Here is a 19,239-nt window from a genome sequence, read left to right as displayed (position 1 = left end):
CGGAAGGACCGCTGTGGTGGTAGATCTGCCGCCACCAAGGCCAGTTGCCCACCCTGACGCTCCAGTCCCTCGCCGATTTCGCGGCCTACAGCCGGCGGCGGCGGCGTGAGGCCGCCCGCCGCCGGGCGCTCAAGTTGCTCAAGGTGCTGCTGCTGGTGCTCCTGATCGGCCTGGCCAAGCTGCTGGTGCACCACCTCGGCCTTGAGCCCATTCAGGTGAATCCCCTGTTCACCTCCCTGGTGGCCTCCACGGTGTTCCTGCTGGGCTTCCTGCTCAATGGCGTGCTGTCGGATTTCAAGGAGAGTGAGCGGCTCCCCGGTGAGCTCGCCACCGGCCTGGAGGTGCTGAGCCTGGAGATCCGGGCCATTCCCGCCCACAATCCCGCGGCCGTCGTGGACAGGCCGCTCATGGCGGTGGCCAGCTTCGCCGACGCCCTGCTCGCCTGGCTGCTGGAGCGCCTCTCGACCCGGGAGCTGCTGCAGCAGTTTCACCAGTGCCATGGGGCCACGGTGGAGGCGGCCGTGCTGCTCCAGGGCAATGCCACCCTTCAGGCCCGGCTGATGGCGGAGATGGGTGGCCTGCTGAAGCTGATCAACCGCATCGACACGATCCGCCAGACCTCCTTCGTTCCCCTGGTGTATTGGCTGGCCTATGCCAGCACCGCCCTGCTCTGCACTGGGTTGGTGTTCATGGCCACCACCACCATCCTCGAGGCGATCTTCTTCATCTTTGTGATTGCCTTCCTGCTGATCTTTCTGATCCGTCTGATCGCCGATATCGACAATCCCTTCGGCTTCGCCGACCCCAATTCGGCCGAGGATGTGGAGCTCGAGGTGCTCGTGGAGGCGATGGGACGCCTGTTGGCCATCCGCGATGCCGCCTGCGCCGGCGTCCGCCCCTGAGCCGGCCCCTCAGCGCAGCGCCAGGGGCGTGATCGTCCCACCCTCCCGCTTCACCCCCAGCCGGATCGGCCGCGGCGGTCCTTCCGCCGGCAGGGTCACCTCCACCCACAGCTGCTCGCCCGGCGGGCGGCGGGAGGGATCCGGCACGTCGGGCGGGATGAAGAAGGCCACGCGGGGCTCCAGGCGCCAGAGCTGGGCGGCCGCGGGCCCGGGGGCTGGAGCCCAGCTGGAGCCCGGGAACGCCTGGACGCTGCGGGAGCGGGGGGTGGACGCGCCGGCCAGCTCGGCCCGCACCAGGCCGCCCTCGGCGCGCAGCACCACCGGGGCGCCGGAGGAGCCGGGCTCCTTCAGGCCCGCCGGTGCGGGGATGACCAGGGCCAGGTCCACGTAGCGGCCCCGGATCGGCAGGTGGGGATCCACCGGCTCGGTGCGGATCCAGCCCCGGGGCCGGGTGGCCCGATCCAGCAGCAGCTGGCCCGCCAGGCTCAGCAGCAGTCCCCCCTGCAGCAGCGCCAGCGCCAGACCCCGGCGCCATCCCTCACGGCCGCCCGCGGTCATGGGGCCTCCGGCCGCACGGCGCGGGCCACGAGCCGGCGGCGCAGCACCTCCAGCCCCCAGCCGCCGCCCAGGAACAGCACCCCCAGGCCGATCAGGCTGGCGGAGCGTCCCAGGGCGTCCATCACCTGGGACACGTAGAAGGCCAGCACGTCGAGGCCGATCACGGCCACCCCGAAATTGATGCGCTCGCTGCGGCCCTCGGCCACGCCCCAGGCCAGCAGCAGCAGCCCACCCACGGCCCACCACAGGTGGGTGACCAGGCCCGGATCGAAGCGCTGGCCCCCACCCGTCGCCAGGCTCACCAGCAGCCAGCCGATCGCCACCCCCAGGGGGGTGACCCGGGAGCCCCGCAGCAGCCAGCCGAGCAGCAGCGGGACGCCCAGGGCGAGGCTCCAGCCGGCCGCGGCCAGCGGCAGGGGGAGGCCCGTCGTGGGCTGGCTCCCCAGCGCCCAGGCCCGCCAGGACTCCATGGACAGGCAGGCGACCAGCCAGAGCAGCGCGGCGGGCAGCAGCCCCAGCCCGCCGATCCAGAGCAGCACCCGCCGCGCCGCTGAGGTGGAGCCGCTCCCCAGCGGTGCCCCCAGGTAGCTGAGGCAGGTGAGCAGCAGACCCGCCGCCGTCACCGCCAGGGCCGTGGGATCGCTGGAGTTCAGCTGGAACTCCGCCCTGGCCCCTTCCACGGCCACCCCCCACTCACTGAGCAGCCAGGCCGGTGTCAGCAGGGCCAGCAGGGCCAGCTGGGGCCACTGGCGCAGCAGGCCCCAGCCCAGGCCGGCGCCGATCGCCCAGAGCAGTAGCCCCAGGGGCCAGTGGGCTTCCAGGTGGAAGATCTGGCCCGCCAGGAAGATTCCGGCCCCCAGGGTCACCGTGCCCACGCCGTGCAGGGCCAGCGCCAGCGGCGCGAAGCGCTCCTCCACCGCGGCCCCACCCCCGTGCAGCCCCACCACCAGGGCCAGCAGCAGGCCGAAGCGCTGCCCCGGCGCCAGGGCCTCCCAGTGGGTGGACACGAACAGCAGCAGCCCCGCCGCCACCAGCACGCCCCCGAGGGCGATCGCCACCAGCACGGGGATGCGCAGCCGCGGCGGCTCCGGCTGGGCCTGCTCCCAGGCGCGGATGGCGTCGGCGGTAGCGGGCTCGATCAGCCCCGCCTGCCGCCAGCGCTCCAGCTGTGACTGCCAGCTGTGGGCCATGGCTGCAAGTTAGGCAGAGCCGGCTCCGCTGACCGCAGGCCTGGTTCCGGCGGGTGGATGGGGCGCTGTACCGCGCCAAGCAGGCGGGTCGCAACCGGGTGGAGCTGGATCCGGAACCGCCGGCTGGGTGAAGCAGACCGTGGTCGATCTTGATCGGGTGACCCTTCGCTGGGGCGACCCTGCCCCCCAGGGTTGCCGGGCCTAGCCTCCCCCAAAAGCAGTAGCTCAGCTCAGGAGCTCGGTTGTTCTGCTTGTCCGCAGCACCAGTCCCCTGAACTCTCCCCGACGCGTCCTCGTGCTCAACCTGGTGGCCCTGGTGGCCTACGGGGTGCTGGCGGGTTTCTCCCACTACCTGGTGGGAGGCCAGGCCCTGGTGCCAGGCATCTGGTTCCCCTCGGGCCTGATGGTGGTCCTGGCGCTGCGGTGTGGCCCCACCGTTCTGCCCGGTCTCTGGCTGGGGGCCAGCCTCATCGGGGCCCTGTCCAGTCCGGGCCCCCTCGGGCTCCACGCCGCCCTTGGACTGGCCTCCTGTCTGGAGCCCATGGCCGTGCTGCTGCTGGCGCCCCGGCTGATGCGCAGCCGAGACCCCATGGACAGCCTGCACGACTTCGCCGGCTTCTACAGCGCTGCCGCCATCGGTGTGGCGCTGTCGATCGGGGCCACCGGGCTGTTGCAACCCGCAGGCCCGTACGCGCCCCTGTCGTTCATCCTCCACCTGGCGGGAGTCCTGGCGCTGGCGCCGTTTCTGCTGGCCCTGCCGGCGCCCGGCGATCGGGCCGGCCTGCAGCACCTGGGCGCTGAGCTGCGCCGGCCGGACTGGTGGGCGCTGCTGCTGGCCATCACGCTGAGCACCCTGCTGATCAACGGGGGGTTCCTGCCGACCCTGAGCCTCACGCCCCTGGCGCTGCTCTTTCCCCTGCTGCTGGTGGCGGGCTTCCGTTTCTCGCCGGCTGCTGCCACGGGGTTGAACCTGCTGGCGGCGCTGCTGCAGACCTGGTTCCCCTTCATCGGCAGCGAGGCCCTGCCGGCCTCGAGCGATCTTCTGCTCCGCTCGGTCATGGGCCGCCTGTTCTGCGGCCTGCTGGTCCTGGTGCAGATGGTGCTGGTGACGAATCAGCAGCACCGGCGGATGCGCGACCGGTTGGAGCAACAGGCGCATCGGCTGGAGGAGGTCGTGGCGACGCGCACCCAGGACCTGACCGTGGCCAATGCCCGGCTGGAGCGGCTCAGCCATCAGGACAGCCTCACGGGCATCCCCAACCGCCGTGGCTTCCAGCGGACGTTCGACGCCGAGTGGCAGCGGGCCCTGAGCAACCAGCTGCCCCTGACGGTGGGGATGCTGGATGTGGACCATTTCAAGGCCTACAACGACCACTACGGCCATCCGGCCGGTGACCGCTGTCTGGAGCAGATCGCGGCCGTGCTGGCGGCGTCGCTGGGACGCCGTGGCGAGCTGGTCGCCCGCTATGGCGGGGAGGAATTCGTGGTGCTGCTGCCCGGGCTGTCGCCTGAGGCCCTGGGCCCGCTGGGCGAAAGGCTCCGCAGCAGCATCCACGGCCTCGGTCTGCCCCATGCCCACGGCGGATCCGAGGGCCTCGTCACCATCAGCCTCGGGCTGGCGACCGCCGTCCCCAGGGAGGGCCTCACGCCGGAGGATCTGCTCGCCGCCGCCGACGCCCTGCTCTACAAGGCCAAGGACGAAGGGCGCAACCGCGTGTGCCTGGTGTCGCTGCCGCTTTGAGACCATGGGGCCACGCCGTACCCCCGCCGTGTCCGCCGAAGCCCTGCCCAAGACCTACGACCCGGCCGGCACCGAGAGCCGCTGGCAGCAGGCCTGGGAGCAGGCCGGCGCCTTTCACCCCGACCCTGCGGCGGAGGGTGAACCCTTCTCCATCGTGATCCCGCCGCCGAACGTGACCGGCAGCCTGCACATGGGCCACGGCTTCGAGACGGCCCTGATCGACACGATCGTGCGCTTCCAGCGCCTGCGCGGCCGCAACGTGCTCTGCCTGCCCGGCACCGACCACGCCTCGATCGCCGTGCAGACGATCCTGGAGAAGCAGCTCAAGGCCGAGGGCACCAGCAAGGAGGCCCTGGGCCGCGAGGCGTTCCTGGAGCGGGCCTGGGCCTGGAAGGCCGAGAGCGGCGGCACGATCGTGGGCCAGCTGCGGCGCCTGGGCTATTCGGTCGACTGGCGGCGGGAGCGCTTCACCCTCGATGCCGGCTGCAGTGAGGCGGTGATCGAGGCGTTCGTGCGGCTGCACGAGCAGGGCCTGATCTACCGGGGCGAATACCTGGTGAACTGGTGCCCCGCCTCGGGATCGGCGGTGAGTGATCTGGAGGTGGAGATGAAGGAGGTGGATGGCCACCTCTGGCACTTCCGCTATCCGCTCACGGTCCCCGCGGCCGACGGCCGCACCCACCTGGAGGTGGCCACCACCCGCCCCGAAACCCTGCTGGGCGACACGGCCGTGGCGGTGAACCCCAAGGACCCGCGCTACGCCGATCTCGTGGGCCAGACCCTCACCCTGCCGCTGGTGGGCCGCGAGATCCCGATCGTGGCCGACGACCACGTGGATGCGGCGTTCGGCACGGGCTGCGTGAAGGTGACCCCCGCCCACGACCCCAACGACTTCGCCATCGGCCAGCGCCATGACCTGCCGCTGATCACGGTGATGGCCAAGGACGGCACCATGAACGCGGCCGCCGGTCGCTTCGCCGGGCTGGATCGCTTCGAGGCCCGCAAGGCCGTGGTGGCGGCGATGGAGGAGGGCGGCTTCCTGGTGACGGTGGAGGACTACCGCCACAGCGTGCCCTTCTCCGACCGCGGCAAGGTGCCGGTGGAGCCGCTGCTCTCCACCCAGTGGTTCGTGAAGACCGAGCCGCTGGCGGCCCGCTGCCGCGAGGCCCTGCAGCAGGCCGATCCCCGCTTCGTGCCGGAGCGCTGGAGCAAGGTCTACCGCGACTGGCTCACGGGCATCCGCGACTGGTGCATCAGCCGTCAGCTGTGGTGGGGCCACCGCATCCCCGCCTGGTTCGTGGTGAGCGAGACCGGCGGCCAGATCACCGACGGCACCCCCTACGTGGTGGCCCGCAGCGAAGCCGAAGCCCGCGCCAAGGCGGACGCGCAGTTCGGCGGCGGCACCCATGCCCACCCCGTGGTGCTGGAGCAGGACCCCGACGCCCTCGACACCTGGTTCTCCAGTGGCCTGTGGCCCTTCTCCACCCTGGGCTGGCCCGATGACAACGCCGCCGATCTGCGGCGCTGGTATCCCACCAGCGTGCTGGTGACGGGCTTCGACATCATCTTTTTCTGGGTGGCCCGGATGACGATGATGGCCGGCGCCTTCACCGGCCGGATGCCCTTCCGGGACGTCTACATCCACGGCCTGGTGCGGGATGAGAACAACCGCAAGATGAGCAAGTCGGCGGGCAACGGCATCGACCCGCTGCTGCTGATCGACCGCTACGGCGCCGATGCCCTGCGCTTCGCCCTGGTGCGCGAGGTGGCCGGCGCCGGCCAGGACATCCGCCTCGACTACGACCGCAAGAGCGACACCTCGGCCACGGTGGAGGCGGCCCGCAACTTCGCCAACAAGCTCTGGAATGCCACCCGCTTCGCCCTGATGAACCTGGACGGCGAGACGCCGGCCTCCCTGGGCGAACCCGATCCGGCGGCGCTGCAGCTGGCGGATCGCTGGATCCTCTCGCGCCTGGCCCGGGTGAACCGGGACAGCGCCGAGCGCTACGGCAGCTACGGCCTCGGTGAAGCCGCCAAGGGGCTCTACGAGTTCGCCTGGAACGAGGTGTGCGACTGGTATCTGGAGCTGATCAAGCGGCGCCTCAACCCCGGCGAGAACCCCAGCGCCGAGGCCCTGGCCGACCAGCGCACCGCGCGCCAGGTGCTGGCCAAGGTGCTCCAGGAGCTGCTGGTGCTGCTGCACCCGCTGATGCCGCACCTCAGCGAGGAGCTCTGGCATGGCCTCACCGGTGAGCCGGAGGCCACCTTCCTGGCCCTGCAGCGCTGGCCGGCCCTGAACACCGCCGCCCTCGACGACGGTCTGGAGGCGAGCTTCGCCGAGCTGATCGAGGCGATCCGGGTGGTGCGCAACCTGCGGGCCGTGGCCGGCCTCAAGCCCGCCCAGCCCGCCCCCGTGCAGTTCGTGACCGGTCGCGCCGATCTGGCGGACCTGCTGCGCGAGGCCACCCCGGACATCACCGCCCTCACCCGCGCCGAGGGCGTGGCCGTGCTCGATCCTGCCGGTGCCGAGGCCGCCCGCGGCCAGCGGGCCCTGGCCGGCGTGTGCGGCGAACTGCAGGTGCTGCTGCCGATCGAGGGGCTGGTGGATCTGGCGGCCCTGCGCGGCCGGCTGGAGAAGGACCTGGCCAAGGCCGAGAAGGAGATCGCCGGCCTGGCCGGCCGCCTCGCCAACCCCAACTTCGCCGGCAAGGCACCGCCGGAGGTGGTGGCCGAGTGCCAGGCCAACCTGGCGGAGGCCGAGGCCCAGGCGGCCCTGGCCAGGACGCGGCTGGCGGATCTGGGCTGAGGCGCCCACCACGACGGGCGTACCGTGATTGCGGGTGCGGGTGGGGGATCGGCTGGCCATGCTTGCGACGGCCCCTCCGCTGCCAGGCCCCGGGCATTGCCCGGCGTGTTGAACCGGCAGGTCGTCTCGGCGCGGGCACGGCTCCTGCTGGCCCAAGGCCTGGTGATCGGTGCCCTGCTGAGCTCCGGCCAGGCGTTGCCCGCCCAGCCCGCCGGGGGCGCAGCCAAGGGGTGGTCGCTCAGCGCTGACGGTGGGCGGGACGCGGCGGCGCTGCTGGCGGGGCTGGCCCTGGGCGCTGGCACGGCGGCGGCATTGCTGCTGCGCAGCCGGTCGCGCCGGGAACGCCTCGTGCTCGCGACGATGCGCCGTGACGGCCCCAGCGCCCTGCTCTCCCGCTTTGCCCTGGAGCACGACCTGGAGCACCAGGCCGCGGGCCTCGACGCACCGGGCGACGCTCCCGTGGCCCTGCTGGTGACGGTGCACTGCCGCTGCCTCGGCAGGCAGCGGCTGCTGGTGGAACCCACCACCACCATCGCCGCCATCCTCACAGTGCTCCAGCAGGACCTGGGGGCGGCCCTGCCACCGGGCTGGGCCTGGAGTGGCTACCGGGCCGGGGACGACGCCCTGGCGCTGAGGGTCGGGCTCGGGCCCGACAACCCGCTGCTGGATCCCGCCCGGTGCCGGAGCTGGCTGGAGCAGGTGCGCGCGATCGCGGCGGGGGTCTGCGCCCGCTTCCTGGCGGGCACCCGCCAGGACGATGACATCCGCATCGTGGCCCAGTACCTGCGGGGCGGCGAGAGCCCCCAGGCCTGGCTGCGGCTGCAGACCTTCGGGGAGGCCCTGGCCGACGAGCACCCGCGGGCCCTGCATCTGCTCGGGCCTGACGATCGCCAGCGGCTCGAGGCCGACGATGCGATCCAGCGTGAGCTGCTCGGCCTGGGCCCCGAGGACCTGGAGCTGCGCTTTCAGCCCATCCTGCTGCTGGCCAGTCCTGGCCAGATCGGGCTCGAGCTGCTGATGCGCTTCCGGCCCCCTGGCCTGGCCGGGCTGGGCACCGAGGCCGTGTTCCAGCGGGCCATGGCCATGGGCATCGCCCATCGGATCGATGCCCTGCTGCTGGAGCGGCTTGCCGGTGTGCGCCAGGCGCGTCAGGCCCTCGGCCCCCTGGCCTCCCGGATTGACTACATCTCCGTGAATATCAGCAGCGCCTCGGTGGCGACGCCCCAGCGCCTGGCGGAGCTGATCGCCCTGCTGCGCGCCCATCGGGTCGATGCGTCGCTGTTCTGTCTGGAGCTCACCGAGACCGCGGCCACCGACCTGGTCAAGGAGGAGCGGAGTCTGGTGTCCACGTCGCAGCGGCTGAAGAACGAGCTGGATTTCCGGCTGTTCATCGACGACTTCGGCTCCGGCCTCTCCAACTACCGCCGGGTGAGCGAGGCCTGGTACGACGCCATCAAGCTCGACCTCGGCCTGGTGCGGGGGATCGGCCGCTCCTTCCGGCTGCAGCGCTTCGTGGGCTCCCTGATCGCCACGGTCCATCAGCTCGGCAAGACCGTGGTCGCGGAGGGGGTGGAGACCCATCGCGACCTGGCCGCGATGCTGCGGCTCGGGGCCGATGCCATCCAGGGGTATCTGGTGGCCAAACCCATGCCCTGGGAGGCGCTGCCCGACTTCCTGCGGGACTCCCCCTGGGCCTCGCCCTCCGGGGTGGCTCAGCTGCAGGCAGAGCTGCGGGCCGCGGACCGCGACCTGGCCCTGGCGGATCCCGAGGCCAGTGGGCACGGGCCCGGCACCGCCAGCGTGCCGCTGGAGCGCTACATCCTCGACAACTGGTCGACCCTGCGCAGCTTCGAGGAGTTCGTGCTGCTGTTTGTCCAGGAGCTCAGGGCCTGGGGTCTGGAGGTGCTGCGGCTGTCGCTGGCCTTCCTGCCCGACAAGGACGACATCGACTGCAGCCAGTACGTGTGGCTGCGGACGAGGCCGGGGGAGGTGAAGACCATGCAGATGCAGCGGGATTTCCTCGAGACCGAGGAGCACCGCTCCAGCCCGCTGCATTTCCTCGCCACCCGCAACCGGATCCTGCGCCTGCGGCTGGCGGCCGGCGCCGATCCGCCCTTCCCGTTCCTGCGGGAGCTGCAGGCCGAGGGCGGCAGCGACTACCTCGGCCTGCGGCTCGACTCGCGCGGCATCTCGATTCCGGTGCTCAGCGTGTGCCTGGCGGGCAGCAGCCGCTTCTCCGAGCAGCAGGTGGAGCGGATCGAGGCGATGAGCAGCCTGCTGAGCCTGCTCTTCCACGCCTACGAGAGTGAGCGCTCCAAGCGGCTGGCGCTGCTCGATGCCCTCACCCAGCTGCCCAATCGCCGCCGCTACGACTCCCAGCTCCAGGCGGCCCTGGTGGCCGCGGCCACGGCGCGATCCCCCCTGGCCCTGGCCCTGATCGACATCGACCGCTTCAAGGCCGTGAACGACACCATGGGCCACGCCTATGGCGACACCTGCCTGATCCAGGTGGCCCACCTGCTGGCCCAGCACTTCCAGCGCGAGAACGATCTCGTGGCCCGGCTCGGCGGTGAGGAATTCGGCGTGATCTTCTCCCACACCGACGCCAGCCAGGCCGCGCGGATCTGTGAGCAGGTGCGGGAGGCCGTGGCCGCCGCCGGCATTCACCATCCATCGGCCCTCTGTGACCATCGCCTCACGATCAGCATCGGTCTGGCCGTGTGGTGCCCGCAGGACTCTCCCCACGGCGACGCCGATGCCCTGCAGCAGCTGGCCGACGACTGCCTCTACGCCGCGAAGCGCCAGGGGCGCAATCGGCTGGTGACGCGCCAGCTCGGAGTGGCCTAGGGGCTTCAGCCGCCGGCCACCAGCCGTCCGTCGTCGAGGTTCACCACCCGGTCGGCGATGTCGAGCACCTTGTTGTCGTGGGTCACCATCACGATCGCCGCTTTCTGGGTATCGGCGAGGCGCCGGAACAGCTCCACCGCCATCCGACCCGAGTCCTTGTCGAGGGCGGCGGTGGGCTCATCGGCCAGCAGCAGCTGGGGCTGGCCCGCCAGGGCCCGGGCGATGGCCACCCGCTGCTTCTGGCCGCCCGAGAGCTTCTCCGGGTAGTAGCTGGCCCGCTCGGCCAGGCCCACCTCATCCAGCAGCGCCACGCAGCGCGCATCCATGGCCGGGCGGCCACGCTCCAGCCAGTCGGGGTGCACCTCCAGCCCCACCCGCACGTTCTCCAGGGCACTGAGGTAGGGCAGCAGGTTGTGGGCCTGGAAGATGAAGCCCACCTGGCGTCGCAGTCGGGTGAGGGTGGCCGGGTCGGCGTGCAGCAGCTCGGCGCCGAGGATCCGCAGGCTGCCGCTCTGGGCCGCCCGCAGCCCGCCCAGCATCGTCAGCAAGGTGGTCTTGCCGGAGCCGGAGGGGCCGGTGAGGATCACGATCTCGCCGGGGTGCACGCTCAGGTTGATGTCGTGGAGCACCGGCTTGGCCGCGCCCGCCTCCTCGAAGGCGTGGTCGAGGTGCTCCACCGTGATCAGCGGGGCCAGCGGATCCGCCATGGTCAGAAGATCTCGGCCGGATCGAGGCGGCGCAGCTTGGCGGTGGCCAGCCATCCCGAGACGCCACACACCCCCAGGGTGAAGGCGAACACCAGCACCGCCCGGCCGGCCGTCATCACCACCATCAGCGAGGTGGAGCGGGCCAGGAAGCTGTAGAGCCCCAGCGAGAGCAGCAGGCTGGGGGCGAAGGCCAGCACGGCCAGGATCAGCGACTCCTGCAGGATGATCGATACCACGAAGCCGTCGCTGTAGCCGATCGCCTTGAGGGTGGCGTACTCCGCCAGGTGATCGCTCACATCGGAGTAGAGGATCTGATAGACGATGATCCCGCCCACCACCAGACCCACCAGCACCCCCAGGCCGAAGATCAGGCCGAAGGAGGTGTTGCGGCGCCAGTAGGCCTCTTCGGCGGCGGCCAGTTCCTCGATGGTGAACACCTTCACCGAGGGATCGAGGAAGGTGGCCAGGGTGGCCTTCACCCGCAGCGGATCCACCCCCGGCTGCAGCTGAATCACCCCCATCTGGATGTCGTCGGCGCTCTGGTTGGGGAAATAGTTCTTGAAGTTGGTGCTGGAGGTCACCAGGTTGATGTCGGCGGCAAAGGTGAGCCCCAGCGTGAACAGTCCGGTCACCACCGCCCGCACACCGCCCAGCTCCGTCTCGTAGCGGCCCTCGCGGCGCACGGTGTCGACCACCGGACCGGCGTTGCGCTTGGAGCGGGTGTCGAACAGCAGGGCATCGCCGCGCTGCAGCAGCAGCGGATCGCTGGCCAGCTCGGGCAGTCGCAGGCCGGGATTCTCCGGGGCGATGCCGAAGATCAGCGCCTGCTTCTGCTGGCGCGTGTCGCGGTTGAGCCATTCGCTCAGGCCCAGATAGAGGGGCGTCACCGCCTTCACCCCCTCCACCCCCAGGGCCTGGGTGAGGCGGGCGCGGGGGAAGTTGAGCTGCTCCCCCAGGTAGAGGTAGCGACCGCTCACCATCACCAGCTCGCCGTTGATGCGCTGGATCGGCCGCTTCTGGCTGTCGTAGAGGCCGCCCGAGAGGCCCAGCTGGAAGAACACCAGCACGTTGGCGAAGCTCACCCCGGCGATGGCGGCGGCCAGGCGCATGGGGCGGTGAATAGCCTGGCGCCAGGCCAGGGGCGTGCGGCGCAGCAGCGCGGGGGGCTTCATCGCGGGTTCGGCCGCGAGAGGCTGTCCTGGCCGCGCCGCTGCTGCTCCACCAGCTGCTCCAGACGCTGGCGCTGCTGCCGCAGCTGCTCGGCGTTGAGGGGATCGAACAGCACGTTCACCTGCAGGTAGTTGATGGCGCTGGCCACGGCGGCCGCCTCGGGCCCCAGGCCCACCTTCACCTCAAACACGCGCCGGTCGAGGTTTTCGCCCGCCTGGCCGCTGAACACGCTCTGGCGGCTTACCTGGCGGGCGATCTCCACCACCTTCCCCTCCATCTGCTTGCCGGGGAAGCCGTCGGCGCTGATCACCGCCCGCTGGCCGAGGGTGATGCCGGCCCGGTCGGTCTGATACACCTCGGCGATCACCCCCATGCGGCTGCTGTCGCCGATCTCCAGGATGCCGTCATCGCCCACCTTGTCGCCGGGGTAGGCATGGATCTTGAACACCGTGCCGGCGAAGGGGGCGCGGATCATGGCCTTGGCCAGCTCGGCCTGGTCGCGGGCGAGGGTGGCGCGCTTCTCCTCCAGCTCCGCCCGCAGCGTGGCCTCATCGCGCTCGGCCTGCTCAAAGTTGGCGCGGCTGGTGCTTTCGATCGTGATCCGCCGGTCGCGCACCTCGGCGCTGCTGGCCCCCTGCTCGTAGAGCTGCCGGTAGCGCCGCAGCTCCACCTCCGCCTGGGCCAGCTCTGCCCGGTAGCGGCTGATCACGCTCGCCTGGGCCGTGAGCTTGCGCTCGGCCACCTGCACGGCCGCCCGGGCTTCCCGCACGCTGCGATCGAGGCTCTCGGCGCTGTCCATCACCGCCAGCACCTGGCCCTGGCTCACCTGCTGGCCCTCCTTCACCCGCAGCTCGCGCACGGCGTCGTTGCTGAGCGCGGCCGGCACCGACAACTTCACCACCCGATCGAGCGGTTCCACTCGCCCGAGGGCGGCGATGCGACGGGGCAGGGGTTGCTGCTGCCGCGCCTGGGCTTCGCGGCGCTGCTGCCGCTGGCGCTCGGCCACCGCGAGGCCCCCGGCCACCAGCAGGAGCAGCACCAGGCCGGGGGCCAGCCAGCGCCTCCAGCCCCGTTTCGGGCCGCGCGAGGGGAGCACCGCCATGGCCACGGATCAGGGTGCCTCCGTTTTAGTGAGCCGGCGCCGTTGCAGCCACGCCAGACTTCTGGGCAGCCCGTTGTGTCCTGATGGCCCGGCTGCACTCCTCGACACCGCGGGCCTGGCTGGCGCTCCTGCTGGTGGTCCCCCTGCCGGCCCTGGCTGCGCCCCAGGCCGAGCGGGCCATCCGCGCCGAGTACCGCTGCCTGGGGCGTGGGGCTGCCACGGATGTGACGGCCCTGTTCTTCAATCAGGCGCCGGCTGAGGTGGTGCTGCTGGTGGGCGACACCGCCACCCGCCTGCCCCAGGCCCTGGCGGCCAGCGGCTCCCGCTATGCCGCCGGCGACCAGGAGTTCTGGATCAAGGGCGATCAGGCCAGCTGGCGCCAGGGATCAGCCGCGCCGATGGCCTGCGGGCCGCTGCCGGGGCCGGGCCGCTGATGGAGAGTCTGGCCATCACCTGGGACTGGCAGAGCTGGCTGCCCGCCCTGCAGTCCCCCTGGGGCGCCGTCGCCTTCGTGCCCCTCTATGCCCTCTGGGTGACGCTGCTGCTGCCCGGCGTCTGGGCCTCGATGCTGGCGGGGGCGCTCTATGGCCCCTGGTGGGGCAGCGTCCTGGTGTTCGTGGGCGCCTGCCTGGGGGCTGAGGCGGCCTTCCTGCTGGGGCGCCACTGGCTGCGGGACTGGGCCCGCCGGCGGCTTCGCGCCCTGCCCAAACTGCTGGTTGTGGAGGAAGCGGTGAGCCGCGAGGGGCTGAAGCTGGTGCTGCTCACCCGCCTCTCGCCGGCCTTCCCCTTCAGTCTTCTCAACCTCGCCTACGGCCTCAGCGAGGTGAGCCTGCGCGACTACACCATCGGCTTGATCGGCATCCTGCCGGGCACGGTGCTGTTCTGCGGCCTGGGGGCCCTGGCCGGAGATGTGGCCCGCTTCGGCGAGGTGCTCTCCGGCGAGGCGGACGCCGGCACCTGGGCCCTACGGATCGGGGGGCTGCTGGCCACCGTGGCCTCGGTGTGGCTGGTGGGCCGGGCGGCCCAGCGGGCGCTGCAGGGGAGCGAGCCCGGCTGAGGGGAGGGCCGCCAGGGGCTGGATCGGTCTCGGCGGCTCAGGGGGTCTCGCCGGTCCCAGGGCCGGGCTCGGGGGGCTGCTCCAGCCGCCAGTCCCGCAGGGCCGCGATCGCCACGAACCAGGCCAGCCGCAGCGGGGCCCAGGGGCCCGTGCGCGCCGCCAGGACGTCGTACTGGGCGCGGCCGCAGTCGGTCTTGATCCAGCGGTAGGCGCCGGGTTGCCGGGAACTCATGGGGGCGCTGGCGGGAGCGGCGGGCCGCAGGGGCCCATCCGTCAGGCTACGGACTTCGCCCGGGGCGCGCGGATCCCGTGCCCAGCAACGGCTGGGCCATGCTGGAGGTCCCCCCTCTCCTGGAGTGGCCCCATGGCCCGCCTGCAACGCCTCCGCTCCCAGGGCCTGCGCAGCCTCCGCCCGCTGCATCTCCAGCCGCTGCACGTTCAGCCGCTCCGCTCGGCCCTGCTGGTGGCCGCTGCCCTGCTCCTCGGCGGTGGTGCCGCCCAGGCCGCCGTGTGCGTGCGGCCCGGCTTCCCCGTGGGCTGCAGCGTCGGCGCCGATCCGGTGGTCAACCCCAGCCCGGGTGTCGGCTACGGCGCTCCGGGGGTCGGTGTGCGGCCGGGGGCCGGGCCGGGCGTGGGCCCGAACTACGGCGGCCCGGCCAACTACCACCCCGCAGCGGGCCCCGGTGCGGGCCCCAATGCCGGCGGCCCGGTGAACCGCGCCGGCTGGCGCTGACGCCTCAGGGGCCGGAGGCGCCGGCTGGGGCCTGGGACTCCCCGCCGGCGCCTGGCTCCAGCAGGGCCCGTAGCCCCGCCTCATCCAGCACGGCCACCCCGAGGCCCTCGGCCTTGGTGAGCTTGCTGCCGGCCTCCTCGCCGGCCACCACGTAGCTCGTCTTCTTGCTCACCGAGCCCGTCACCTTGCCGCCGGCCGCTTCGATCAGGCCCTGGGCCTGGCTGCGGGTGAGGCTGGGCAGGGTGCCCGTGAGCACGAAGGTCTGCCCGGCCAGGGGCGTCGCCGCACCGCTGCCCGGGCCGTTGCCGGTACCGGCCAGCTCGTCGGGGCCGGCCGCCAGGGAGAAGCCCAGCCGCTCCAGCTGCCCCAGCAGCTGCTGGTTGGCCGGCGTGGCGAACCACTGCTGCAGCGACTGGGCGATCTCGCCGCCGATGCCGAACACGGCGGTGATCGCCTCGGGCGTGGCCTCGCTGGCGGTGGCCAGCTCGGCGGCGCTGGGGAAGGCCCTGGCCAGGGCCTTGGCGTTCACCTCGCCCACGTGGTGGATGCCCAGGCCGTAGAGCTGGCGGTGCCAGGGCTGGGCCCTGGAGGCCGCCAGGGCCGCCACCAGCTTCTCGGCCGATCGGGTCCCCATCCGCTCCAGGCTGGCCAGCAGGGCCCCATCGAGCCGGTAGAGGTCGGCGATCGAGGCCACCAGGCCCCGGTCCACCAGCTGCTCGATCAGCTTGGCCCCGAGGCCATCCACATCCAGGGCCCCCTTGCTCACCCAGTGGCGCAGGGCGCCCCGCAGGATCGCCGGGCAGCTGCTGTTCACGCAGCGGGTGGCCGCCTCGCCCTCCTCCCGCACCAGCTCCGAGCCGCACTCGGGGCACACGTGGGGCAGCTCCAGCCGCACGGCCCCCGCCGGCCGCAGCTCGCTCAGCACCCGCACCACCTCGGGGATGATCTCGCCGGCCTTGCGAACCACGATCGTGTCGCCGGCGTGGAGATCCAGCTCCGCCAGCCGATCGGCGTTGTGCAGGGTGGCGCGGCTCACCGTGGTGCCGGCCAGGGGCACCGGCTCGAATTCGGCCACGGGCGTCACCACGCCGGTGCGGCCCACCTGGCAGGTCAGCCGCAGCAGCCGGCTGGGGGCCTCCTCGGCCGGGTACTTGAGGGCGATGGCCCAGCGGGGGGCCTTCTGGGTGAAGCCGGCGGCGTCCTGTAGGCGCAGGTCGTTGAGCTTCACCACCACGCCGTCGGTGGCGTAGGGCAGGGCGCGGCGGCCCGCATCCCAGCTGGTGAAGAAGGCCTCCACCGCCGCCAGATCCGGCAGCAGCGCGGCGTTGGGGTTCACCTTGAAGCCGGCGGCCTGCAGCCAGCGCAGGCTCTCCCACTGGCTGGTGGGCCGCGGCGGATCGGCCGGCTGGCCCTGGTCCCCCGCTCCGGCGTGGGCCTCGGGCTGCCAGTCGTCCGGCAGGTGCAGCGTGTAGGCGAAGAAATCGAGGCGCCGGGCCGCCACCACCCGGGGATCCAGCTGGCGCAGGGTGCCGGCGCAGGCGTTGCGGGGGTTGGCGAACAGGGCCTCGCCGCGGGCCTGGCGCTCGGCGTTGATCGCGGCGAAGGTGGCGTCGGGGATCAGGGCCTCGCCGCGCACCTCCACCCACGCCGGCGGGTTCTCGAGCTGCAGCCGCAGCGGCAGGCTCTGGATCGTGCGCACGTTGGCGGTGATCTCCTCGCCCCGCTCGCCGTCGCCGCGGGTGGCGGCCCGCACCAGCAGGCCCCGCTCGTAGCTGAGGGCCAGGGCGTTGCCGTCGATCTTGAGCTCGCCCACCATCGGCAGGGCCGGCGGTGGGGCGCCCGCAGCCGGCTCCCGGTCGAGCACCTTGAGCAGGCGGCCGTACCAGGCCTCCAGCTCCTGGAGGTTGAAGGCGTTGTCGAGGCTGAGCAGGCCGATGCGGTGCTCCACGCTCTGGAACCCCTCGGCCGGCGTGCCGCCCACCCGCTGGGTGGGGCTGTCGGGGGCGATCAGCGCGGGGTGGGCCTGCTCGAGCTCCAGCAGCTCCCGGTAGAGCCGGTCGTACACCGGATCCTCCAGTTCCGGAGCATCCAGCACGTAGTAGGCGTGGGCGGCGCGGTTGAGCAGCCGCCGCAGTTCCTCGGCCCGCTGCTGCGCCGCCACGGGCGCCGCGCCGCCGGCGCTGGGGGTGCGGCCCCTGGGGTCAGGCGTGCTCACGGCGGTGGTCCGGCAGGGGCGTTGCGCTCAGGGCGGGGCGATCAGGTCGCCGCCGCCACCTTCTGGATGCGGTCCACCCGCCAGTCGTCCTCCACCTTCACGAAGGTGAAGTCCAGGGGCAGTTCGTCGTTGTTCTCGGCCTTGAGCTTCACCGTGAGGATGATCTGCTCCTCCTGGATGCGCGGCCGGCCCGATTTGAGGTTGTTGTACTTGTTGAGCTGCAGCCCGGCCAGGAAGCGGATGAACTGCTGCCGGTTCACGTGGGAGCGGTAGTTCTTGGTGGTGAGCAGGTAGGCGGCATCGATGCGGCCCGAGGCCACCTGGGTGAAGAACTGCTTGATCACCGGGTTGATGCCCCGGGCGTTCAGCACCAGCTTCACGGCGTTGATGGTCCAGTAGAGGAGCAGGGCGCCCAGACCGGCAGCTAGCGCCTTGGTGCCGATCTGCTGTACCAGCCCCATGTCCAGGTCCATCGTTCGCTCGTCACTGTTCGGGCCCCCGAGTCTGCCGGACAACCACGCCACACTGGGGCCGATCCGCCGCCGCGCCCGCCGGCATGCCGCTCGAACCGCTGCTGCCCCTGTTCCACCGGCTCAACCGCGAGCACTTCGCCGGCTCCCTGGCCCCCGGCGGCACGAGCCTGGTGGCGGTGCGCTGGAGCGACGGCCGCATGCGGCGCACCGCCGGCCTCTACCGCAGCGGCCGCGATGCCGATGGCCGCGACCTCTGCGAGATCGTGCTCTCGCGCCCGCTGCTGGAGCCCCTGCCCCGGGAGGCCACGCTCAGCACGCTCTGCCACGAGATGATCCACGCCTGGGTCGACCGGGTGCTGGGCGTGCGCGAAGTCCATGGCCCCCAGTTCCGCGCCCGCATGGCCGCCATCAACGCGGCCCAGGACGAGTTCCGGCTGAGCGTGCGCCACCGCTTTCCGGTGCCGGCCCGGCCGCCCCGCTGGATCGCCCGTTGCCCCAGCTGCGACCTCGCCGCCCCCTACCGCCGCCGGGTGAAGGGGGTGGCCTGCCGGCTCTGCTGCGAGCGCTTCAGTGGCGGCCGCTGGGACCCGCGCTACCAGTTGCTGTTCGAGGCCAGCGCGGCGGCCTAGGTTGCGGCCTGCTTCGGGCGGGCCGGCTCCATCGCCACCTTTCTCTGGGTGCTGCAGTTCAGCGGCGTGGGCATCGCCCTGGTGGGGATGGGCCGCGAGCGCTGGCTGCGGGGGCGGTCCCTGGAGCGCAGCGGGTCGCGGCGGATCACCCCGCGCTGAGCCGGCCAGGGCCGAGCCGCTCCCTGGGGCGCTCGCCTTAGCCTGGCCCGATGGATCCGGATCGCACCCCCTACCGGCGTGAGCCGCGCCCCGACCCGCGCGATCAGCCCCGCCGGGAGGGGCGCCGCGAACCGGGCCGCTTCGATGCAGGCCGTTTCGACGCGGGCCGGCTGGATCAGTGGATGAGCGCGGGACGGCAACTGGTCGACGGCGTGGCCGGGGCTCGCCCGGGCTCGCGTCCGGGGGGACGTCCAGCCGAGGGCCGCGCCGGCGGGCGCCCGAGCCTGGAGGGCCTGGGCCGCTGGGTGGAAACCCGCCTCGATTGGCTGCTGGAAGACGACGACGACTGGCGCGAGCCCTGGGAGCCGCCCGCGCCGCGCCGCTCGACCCTGGCCCGCCGCGACCAGGAGCGCTGGTCCGAGCCGGCCGCCCCCCGGGGGGCGGAGGCCTTCGGCGCCGGCCGGCCCGCGGCGCCTGATCCCTGGGACCGGCCCGCCCCTGCCGCGGAGGCTGGCGGCACGGCCCGCCGCGCCGTCCAGGCGGCGGACCGCAGTCCCGCTTCAGGTGTGGTGGCGGCCCAGCCAATGGTGGAGCGCCGCCCCCTGGAGGCGATCTCCCGCCGCACCCCGCCGCTGCTCTCCCCCCGCAGCGGCGCAGCCGCCTCGGCGGCCGGCCTGGCCTCCGAGGTGCCGGCCAGTGACGACTGGCCCGATGACGCCAGCTTCAGCGTGCCCCGCTGGCAGCGCGAGCCCCAGCGATCCGGGTTCAGCCCGGGGGCTGGGGCTGCGACTCCCCAGGAGTCCAGGCCCGCTGCGGACCCAGGCGTGGCTCCTGGCCGTGCTTCAGGGGCCGGTCCAGGAGTCGGTCCAGGGGCCACGCCAGCCGCCACCGGCCGGCAGGCGCCGGCCCGGCCCCTGCCCCGCTCCACCCGGCGCCGCCAGGCCTGAGGC

At 72.6% G+C, this 19,239-nt stretch carries 17 protein-coding genes; 9 read left to right on the top strand and 8 right to left on the bottom strand.

The annotated features are described in order from the left end of the window. Window positions 1-44: 44 nt before the first annotated feature. A complete protein-coding gene (locus ACLV7J_RS08755; RefSeq protein ID WP_411868715.1) occupies window positions 45-902 on the top strand; it encodes a hypothetical protein in 858 nt (285 codons plus the stop codon). Window positions 903-911: 9 nt separating this feature from the next. Here the strand turns inward: ACLV7J_RS08755 and ACLV7J_RS08750 are convergent, their stop codons facing one another. After that, window positions 912-1,460 (bottom strand): hypothetical protein, encoded by a 549-nt coding sequence (locus tag ACLV7J_RS08750; RefSeq protein ID WP_411868714.1) that lies wholly within the window; start codon window positions 1,458-1,460, stop codon window positions 912-914. Then, complete coding sequence (locus ACLV7J_RS08745; protein ID WP_411868713.1) at window positions 1,457-2,650, bottom strand: DUF2157 domain-containing protein; 1,194 nt, start codon at window positions 2,648-2,650, stop codon at window positions 1,457-1,459. The genes ACLV7J_RS08750 and ACLV7J_RS08745 overlap by 4 nt, the downstream gene beginning before the upstream one ends. 295 nt (window positions 2,651-2,945) lie before the next feature. Here ACLV7J_RS08745 and ACLV7J_RS08740 point away from each other — a divergent pair, with 295 nt between their 5' ends. The 3 genes from ACLV7J_RS08740 (at window position 2,946) to ACLV7J_RS08730 (ending at window position 10,044) form a co-directional block, all read left to right on the top strand. Next, window positions 2,946-4,391, top strand: a complete 1,446-nt coding sequence (locus ACLV7J_RS08740) for a diguanylate cyclase domain-containing protein (protein WP_411868712.1) — start codon at window positions 2,946-2,948, stop codon at window positions 4,389-4,391. Window positions 4,392-4,395: 4 nt separating this feature from the next. Beyond that, complete coding sequence (locus tag ACLV7J_RS08735) at window positions 4,396-7,197, top strand: valine--tRNA ligase (RefSeq protein ID WP_411868711.1); 2,802 nt, start codon at window positions 4,396-4,398, stop codon at window positions 7,195-7,197. Window positions 7,198-7,305: 108 nt separating this feature from the next. Then, complete coding sequence (locus ACLV7J_RS08730) at window positions 7,306-10,044, top strand: diguanylate cyclase domain-containing protein (RefSeq protein ID WP_411868710.1); 2,739 nt, start codon at window positions 7,306-7,308, stop codon at window positions 10,042-10,044. A 5-nt stretch (window positions 10,045-10,049) separates the two neighbouring features. On the opposite strand, the gene ACLV7J_RS08725 is transcribed toward ACLV7J_RS08730, so the two are convergent. Genes ACLV7J_RS08725 through ACLV7J_RS08715 form a run of 3 tightly spaced genes read right to left on the bottom strand, consistent with a single transcriptional unit; the run spans window position 10,050 to window position 13,023 of the window. Beyond that, on the bottom strand, window positions 10,050-10,751 hold the full coding sequence (locus ACLV7J_RS08725; protein ID WP_411868709.1) for an ATP-binding cassette domain-containing protein: 702 nt from the start codon (window positions 10,749-10,751) through the stop codon (window positions 10,050-10,052). A gap of 2 nt (window positions 10,752-10,753) precedes the next feature. Next, window positions 10,754-11,923, bottom strand: a complete 1,170-nt coding sequence (gene devC / locus ACLV7J_RS08720) for an ABC transporter permease DevC (protein WP_411868708.1) — start codon at window positions 11,921-11,923, stop codon at window positions 10,754-10,756. Then, on the bottom strand, window positions 11,920-13,023 hold the full coding sequence (locus tag ACLV7J_RS08715) for an HlyD family efflux transporter periplasmic adaptor subunit (RefSeq protein WP_411868707.1): 1,104 nt from the start codon (window positions 13,021-13,023) through the stop codon (window positions 11,920-11,922). The genes devC and ACLV7J_RS08715 overlap by 4 nt, the downstream gene beginning before the upstream one ends. A gap of 83 nt (window positions 13,024-13,106) precedes the next feature. On the opposite strand from ACLV7J_RS08715, the gene ACLV7J_RS08710 reads away from it, so the two are divergent. Together ACLV7J_RS08710 and ACLV7J_RS08705 are read left to right on the top strand one after the other, a co-directional pair. Further along, window positions 13,107-13,457 carry an MliC family protein gene (locus ACLV7J_RS08710; protein WP_411868706.1) on the top strand — a complete coding sequence of 117 codons (351 nt, stop codon included), beginning with the start codon at window positions 13,107-13,109 and terminating at the stop codon, window positions 13,455-13,457. Beyond that, complete coding sequence (locus ACLV7J_RS08705; RefSeq protein ID WP_411868705.1) at window positions 13,457-14,080, top strand: TVP38/TMEM64 family protein; 624 nt, start codon at window positions 13,457-13,459, stop codon at window positions 14,078-14,080. Before ACLV7J_RS08710 ends, ACLV7J_RS08705 begins: the two co-directional genes overlap by 1 nt. 37 nt (window positions 14,081-14,117) lie before the next feature. Here ACLV7J_RS08705 and ACLV7J_RS08700 read toward each other — a convergent pair whose 3' ends face one another. Then, on the bottom strand, window positions 14,118-14,312 hold the full coding sequence (locus ACLV7J_RS08700) for a hypothetical protein (RefSeq protein ID WP_411868704.1): 195 nt from the start codon (window positions 14,310-14,312) through the stop codon (window positions 14,118-14,120). A 132-nt stretch (window positions 14,313-14,444) separates the two neighbouring features. Between ACLV7J_RS08700 and ACLV7J_RS08695 the strand changes: the two genes are divergently transcribed. Further along, the gene (locus ACLV7J_RS08695) at window positions 14,445-14,813 is read left to right on the top strand and encodes a hypothetical protein (RefSeq protein ID WP_411868703.1); all 369 of its coding nucleotides are present in this window, start codon (window positions 14,445-14,447) and stop codon (window positions 14,811-14,813) included. A 4-nt stretch (window positions 14,814-14,817) separates the two neighbouring features. Here the strand turns inward: ACLV7J_RS08695 and ligA are convergent, their stop codons facing one another. After that, complete coding sequence (ligA, locus tag ACLV7J_RS08690; RefSeq protein WP_411868766.1) at window positions 14,818-16,974, bottom strand: NAD-dependent DNA ligase LigA; 2,157 nt, start codon at window positions 16,972-16,974, stop codon at window positions 14,818-14,820. A 95-nt stretch (window positions 16,975-17,069) separates the two neighbouring features. After that, the gene (locus ACLV7J_RS08685; protein WP_411868702.1) at window positions 17,070-17,501 is read right to left on the bottom strand and encodes a hypothetical protein; all 432 of its coding nucleotides are present in this window, start codon (window positions 17,499-17,501) and stop codon (window positions 17,070-17,072) included. An 83-nt stretch (window positions 17,502-17,584) separates the two neighbouring features. On the opposite strand from ACLV7J_RS08685, the gene ACLV7J_RS08680 reads away from it, so the two are divergent. Together ACLV7J_RS08680 and ACLV7J_RS08675 are read left to right on the top strand one after the other, a co-directional pair. Beyond that, window positions 17,585-18,130, top strand: a complete 546-nt coding sequence (locus tag ACLV7J_RS08680; protein WP_411868701.1) for a SprT family zinc-dependent metalloprotease — start codon at window positions 17,585-17,587, stop codon at window positions 18,128-18,130. A 209-nt stretch (window positions 18,131-18,339) separates the two neighbouring features. Continuing rightward, window positions 18,340-19,236, top strand: coding sequence for a hypothetical protein (locus ACLV7J_RS08675; RefSeq protein WP_411868700.1), 897 nt, complete (start codon window positions 18,340-18,342; stop codon window positions 19,234-19,236). Window positions 19,237-19,239: the final 3 nt, after the last annotated feature.

Origin of the sequence: Vulcanococcus limneticus LL, assembly GCF_943369875.1 — a bacterium.
Taxonomy (GTDB): domain Bacteria; phylum Cyanobacteriota; class Cyanobacteriia; order PCC-6307; family Cyanobiaceae; genus Vulcanococcus; species Vulcanococcus limneticus_A.
This window is presented reverse-complemented; position numbering and strand designations above follow the sequence as displayed.

Coding starts and splice junctions, on each gene's coding strand:
- ACLV7J_RS08750 (WP_411868714.1), bottom strand. CDS start 1,460: ATGACCGCGGGCGGCCGTGAGGGATGGCGCCGGGGTCTGGCGCTGGCG.
- ACLV7J_RS08745 (WP_411868713.1), bottom strand. CDS start 2,650: ATGGCCCACAGCTGGCAGTCACAGCTGGAGCGCTGGCGGCAGGCGGGG.
- ACLV7J_RS08735 (WP_411868711.1), top strand. CDS start 4,396: ATGGGGCCACGCCGTACCCCCGCCGTGTCCGCCGAAGCCCTGCCCAAG.
- ACLV7J_RS08725 (WP_411868709.1), bottom strand. CDS start 10,751: ATGGCGGATCCGCTGGCCCCGCTGATCACGGTGGAGCACCTCGACCAC.
- devC (WP_411868708.1), bottom strand. CDS start 11,923: ATGAAGCCCCCCGCGCTGCTGCGCCGCACGCCCCTGGCCTGGCGCCAG.
- ACLV7J_RS08715 (WP_411868707.1), bottom strand. CDS start 13,023: ATGGCGGTGCTCCCCTCGCGCGGCCCGAAACGGGGCTGGAGGCGCTGG.
- ACLV7J_RS08710 (WP_411868706.1), top strand. CDS start 13,107: ATGGCCCGGCTGCACTCCTCGACACCGCGGGCCTGGCTGGCGCTCCTG.
- ACLV7J_RS08705 (WP_411868705.1), top strand. CDS start 13,457: ATGGAGAGTCTGGCCATCACCTGGGACTGGCAGAGCTGGCTGCCCGCC.
- ACLV7J_RS08700 (WP_411868704.1), bottom strand. CDS start 14,312: ATGAGTTCCCGGCAACCCGGCGCCTACCGCTGGATCAAGACCGACTGC.
- ACLV7J_RS08695 (WP_411868703.1), top strand. CDS start 14,445: ATGGCCCGCCTGCAACGCCTCCGCTCCCAGGGCCTGCGCAGCCTCCGC.
- ACLV7J_RS08685 (WP_411868702.1), bottom strand. CDS start 17,501: ATGGACCTGGACATGGGGCTGGTACAGCAGATCGGCACCAAGGCGCTA.
- ACLV7J_RS08680 (WP_411868701.1), top strand. CDS start 17,585: ATGCCGCTCGAACCGCTGCTGCCCCTGTTCCACCGGCTCAACCGCGAG.
- ACLV7J_RS08675 (WP_411868700.1), top strand. CDS start 18,340: ATGGATCCGGATCGCACCCCCTACCGGCGTGAGCCGCGCCCCGACCCG.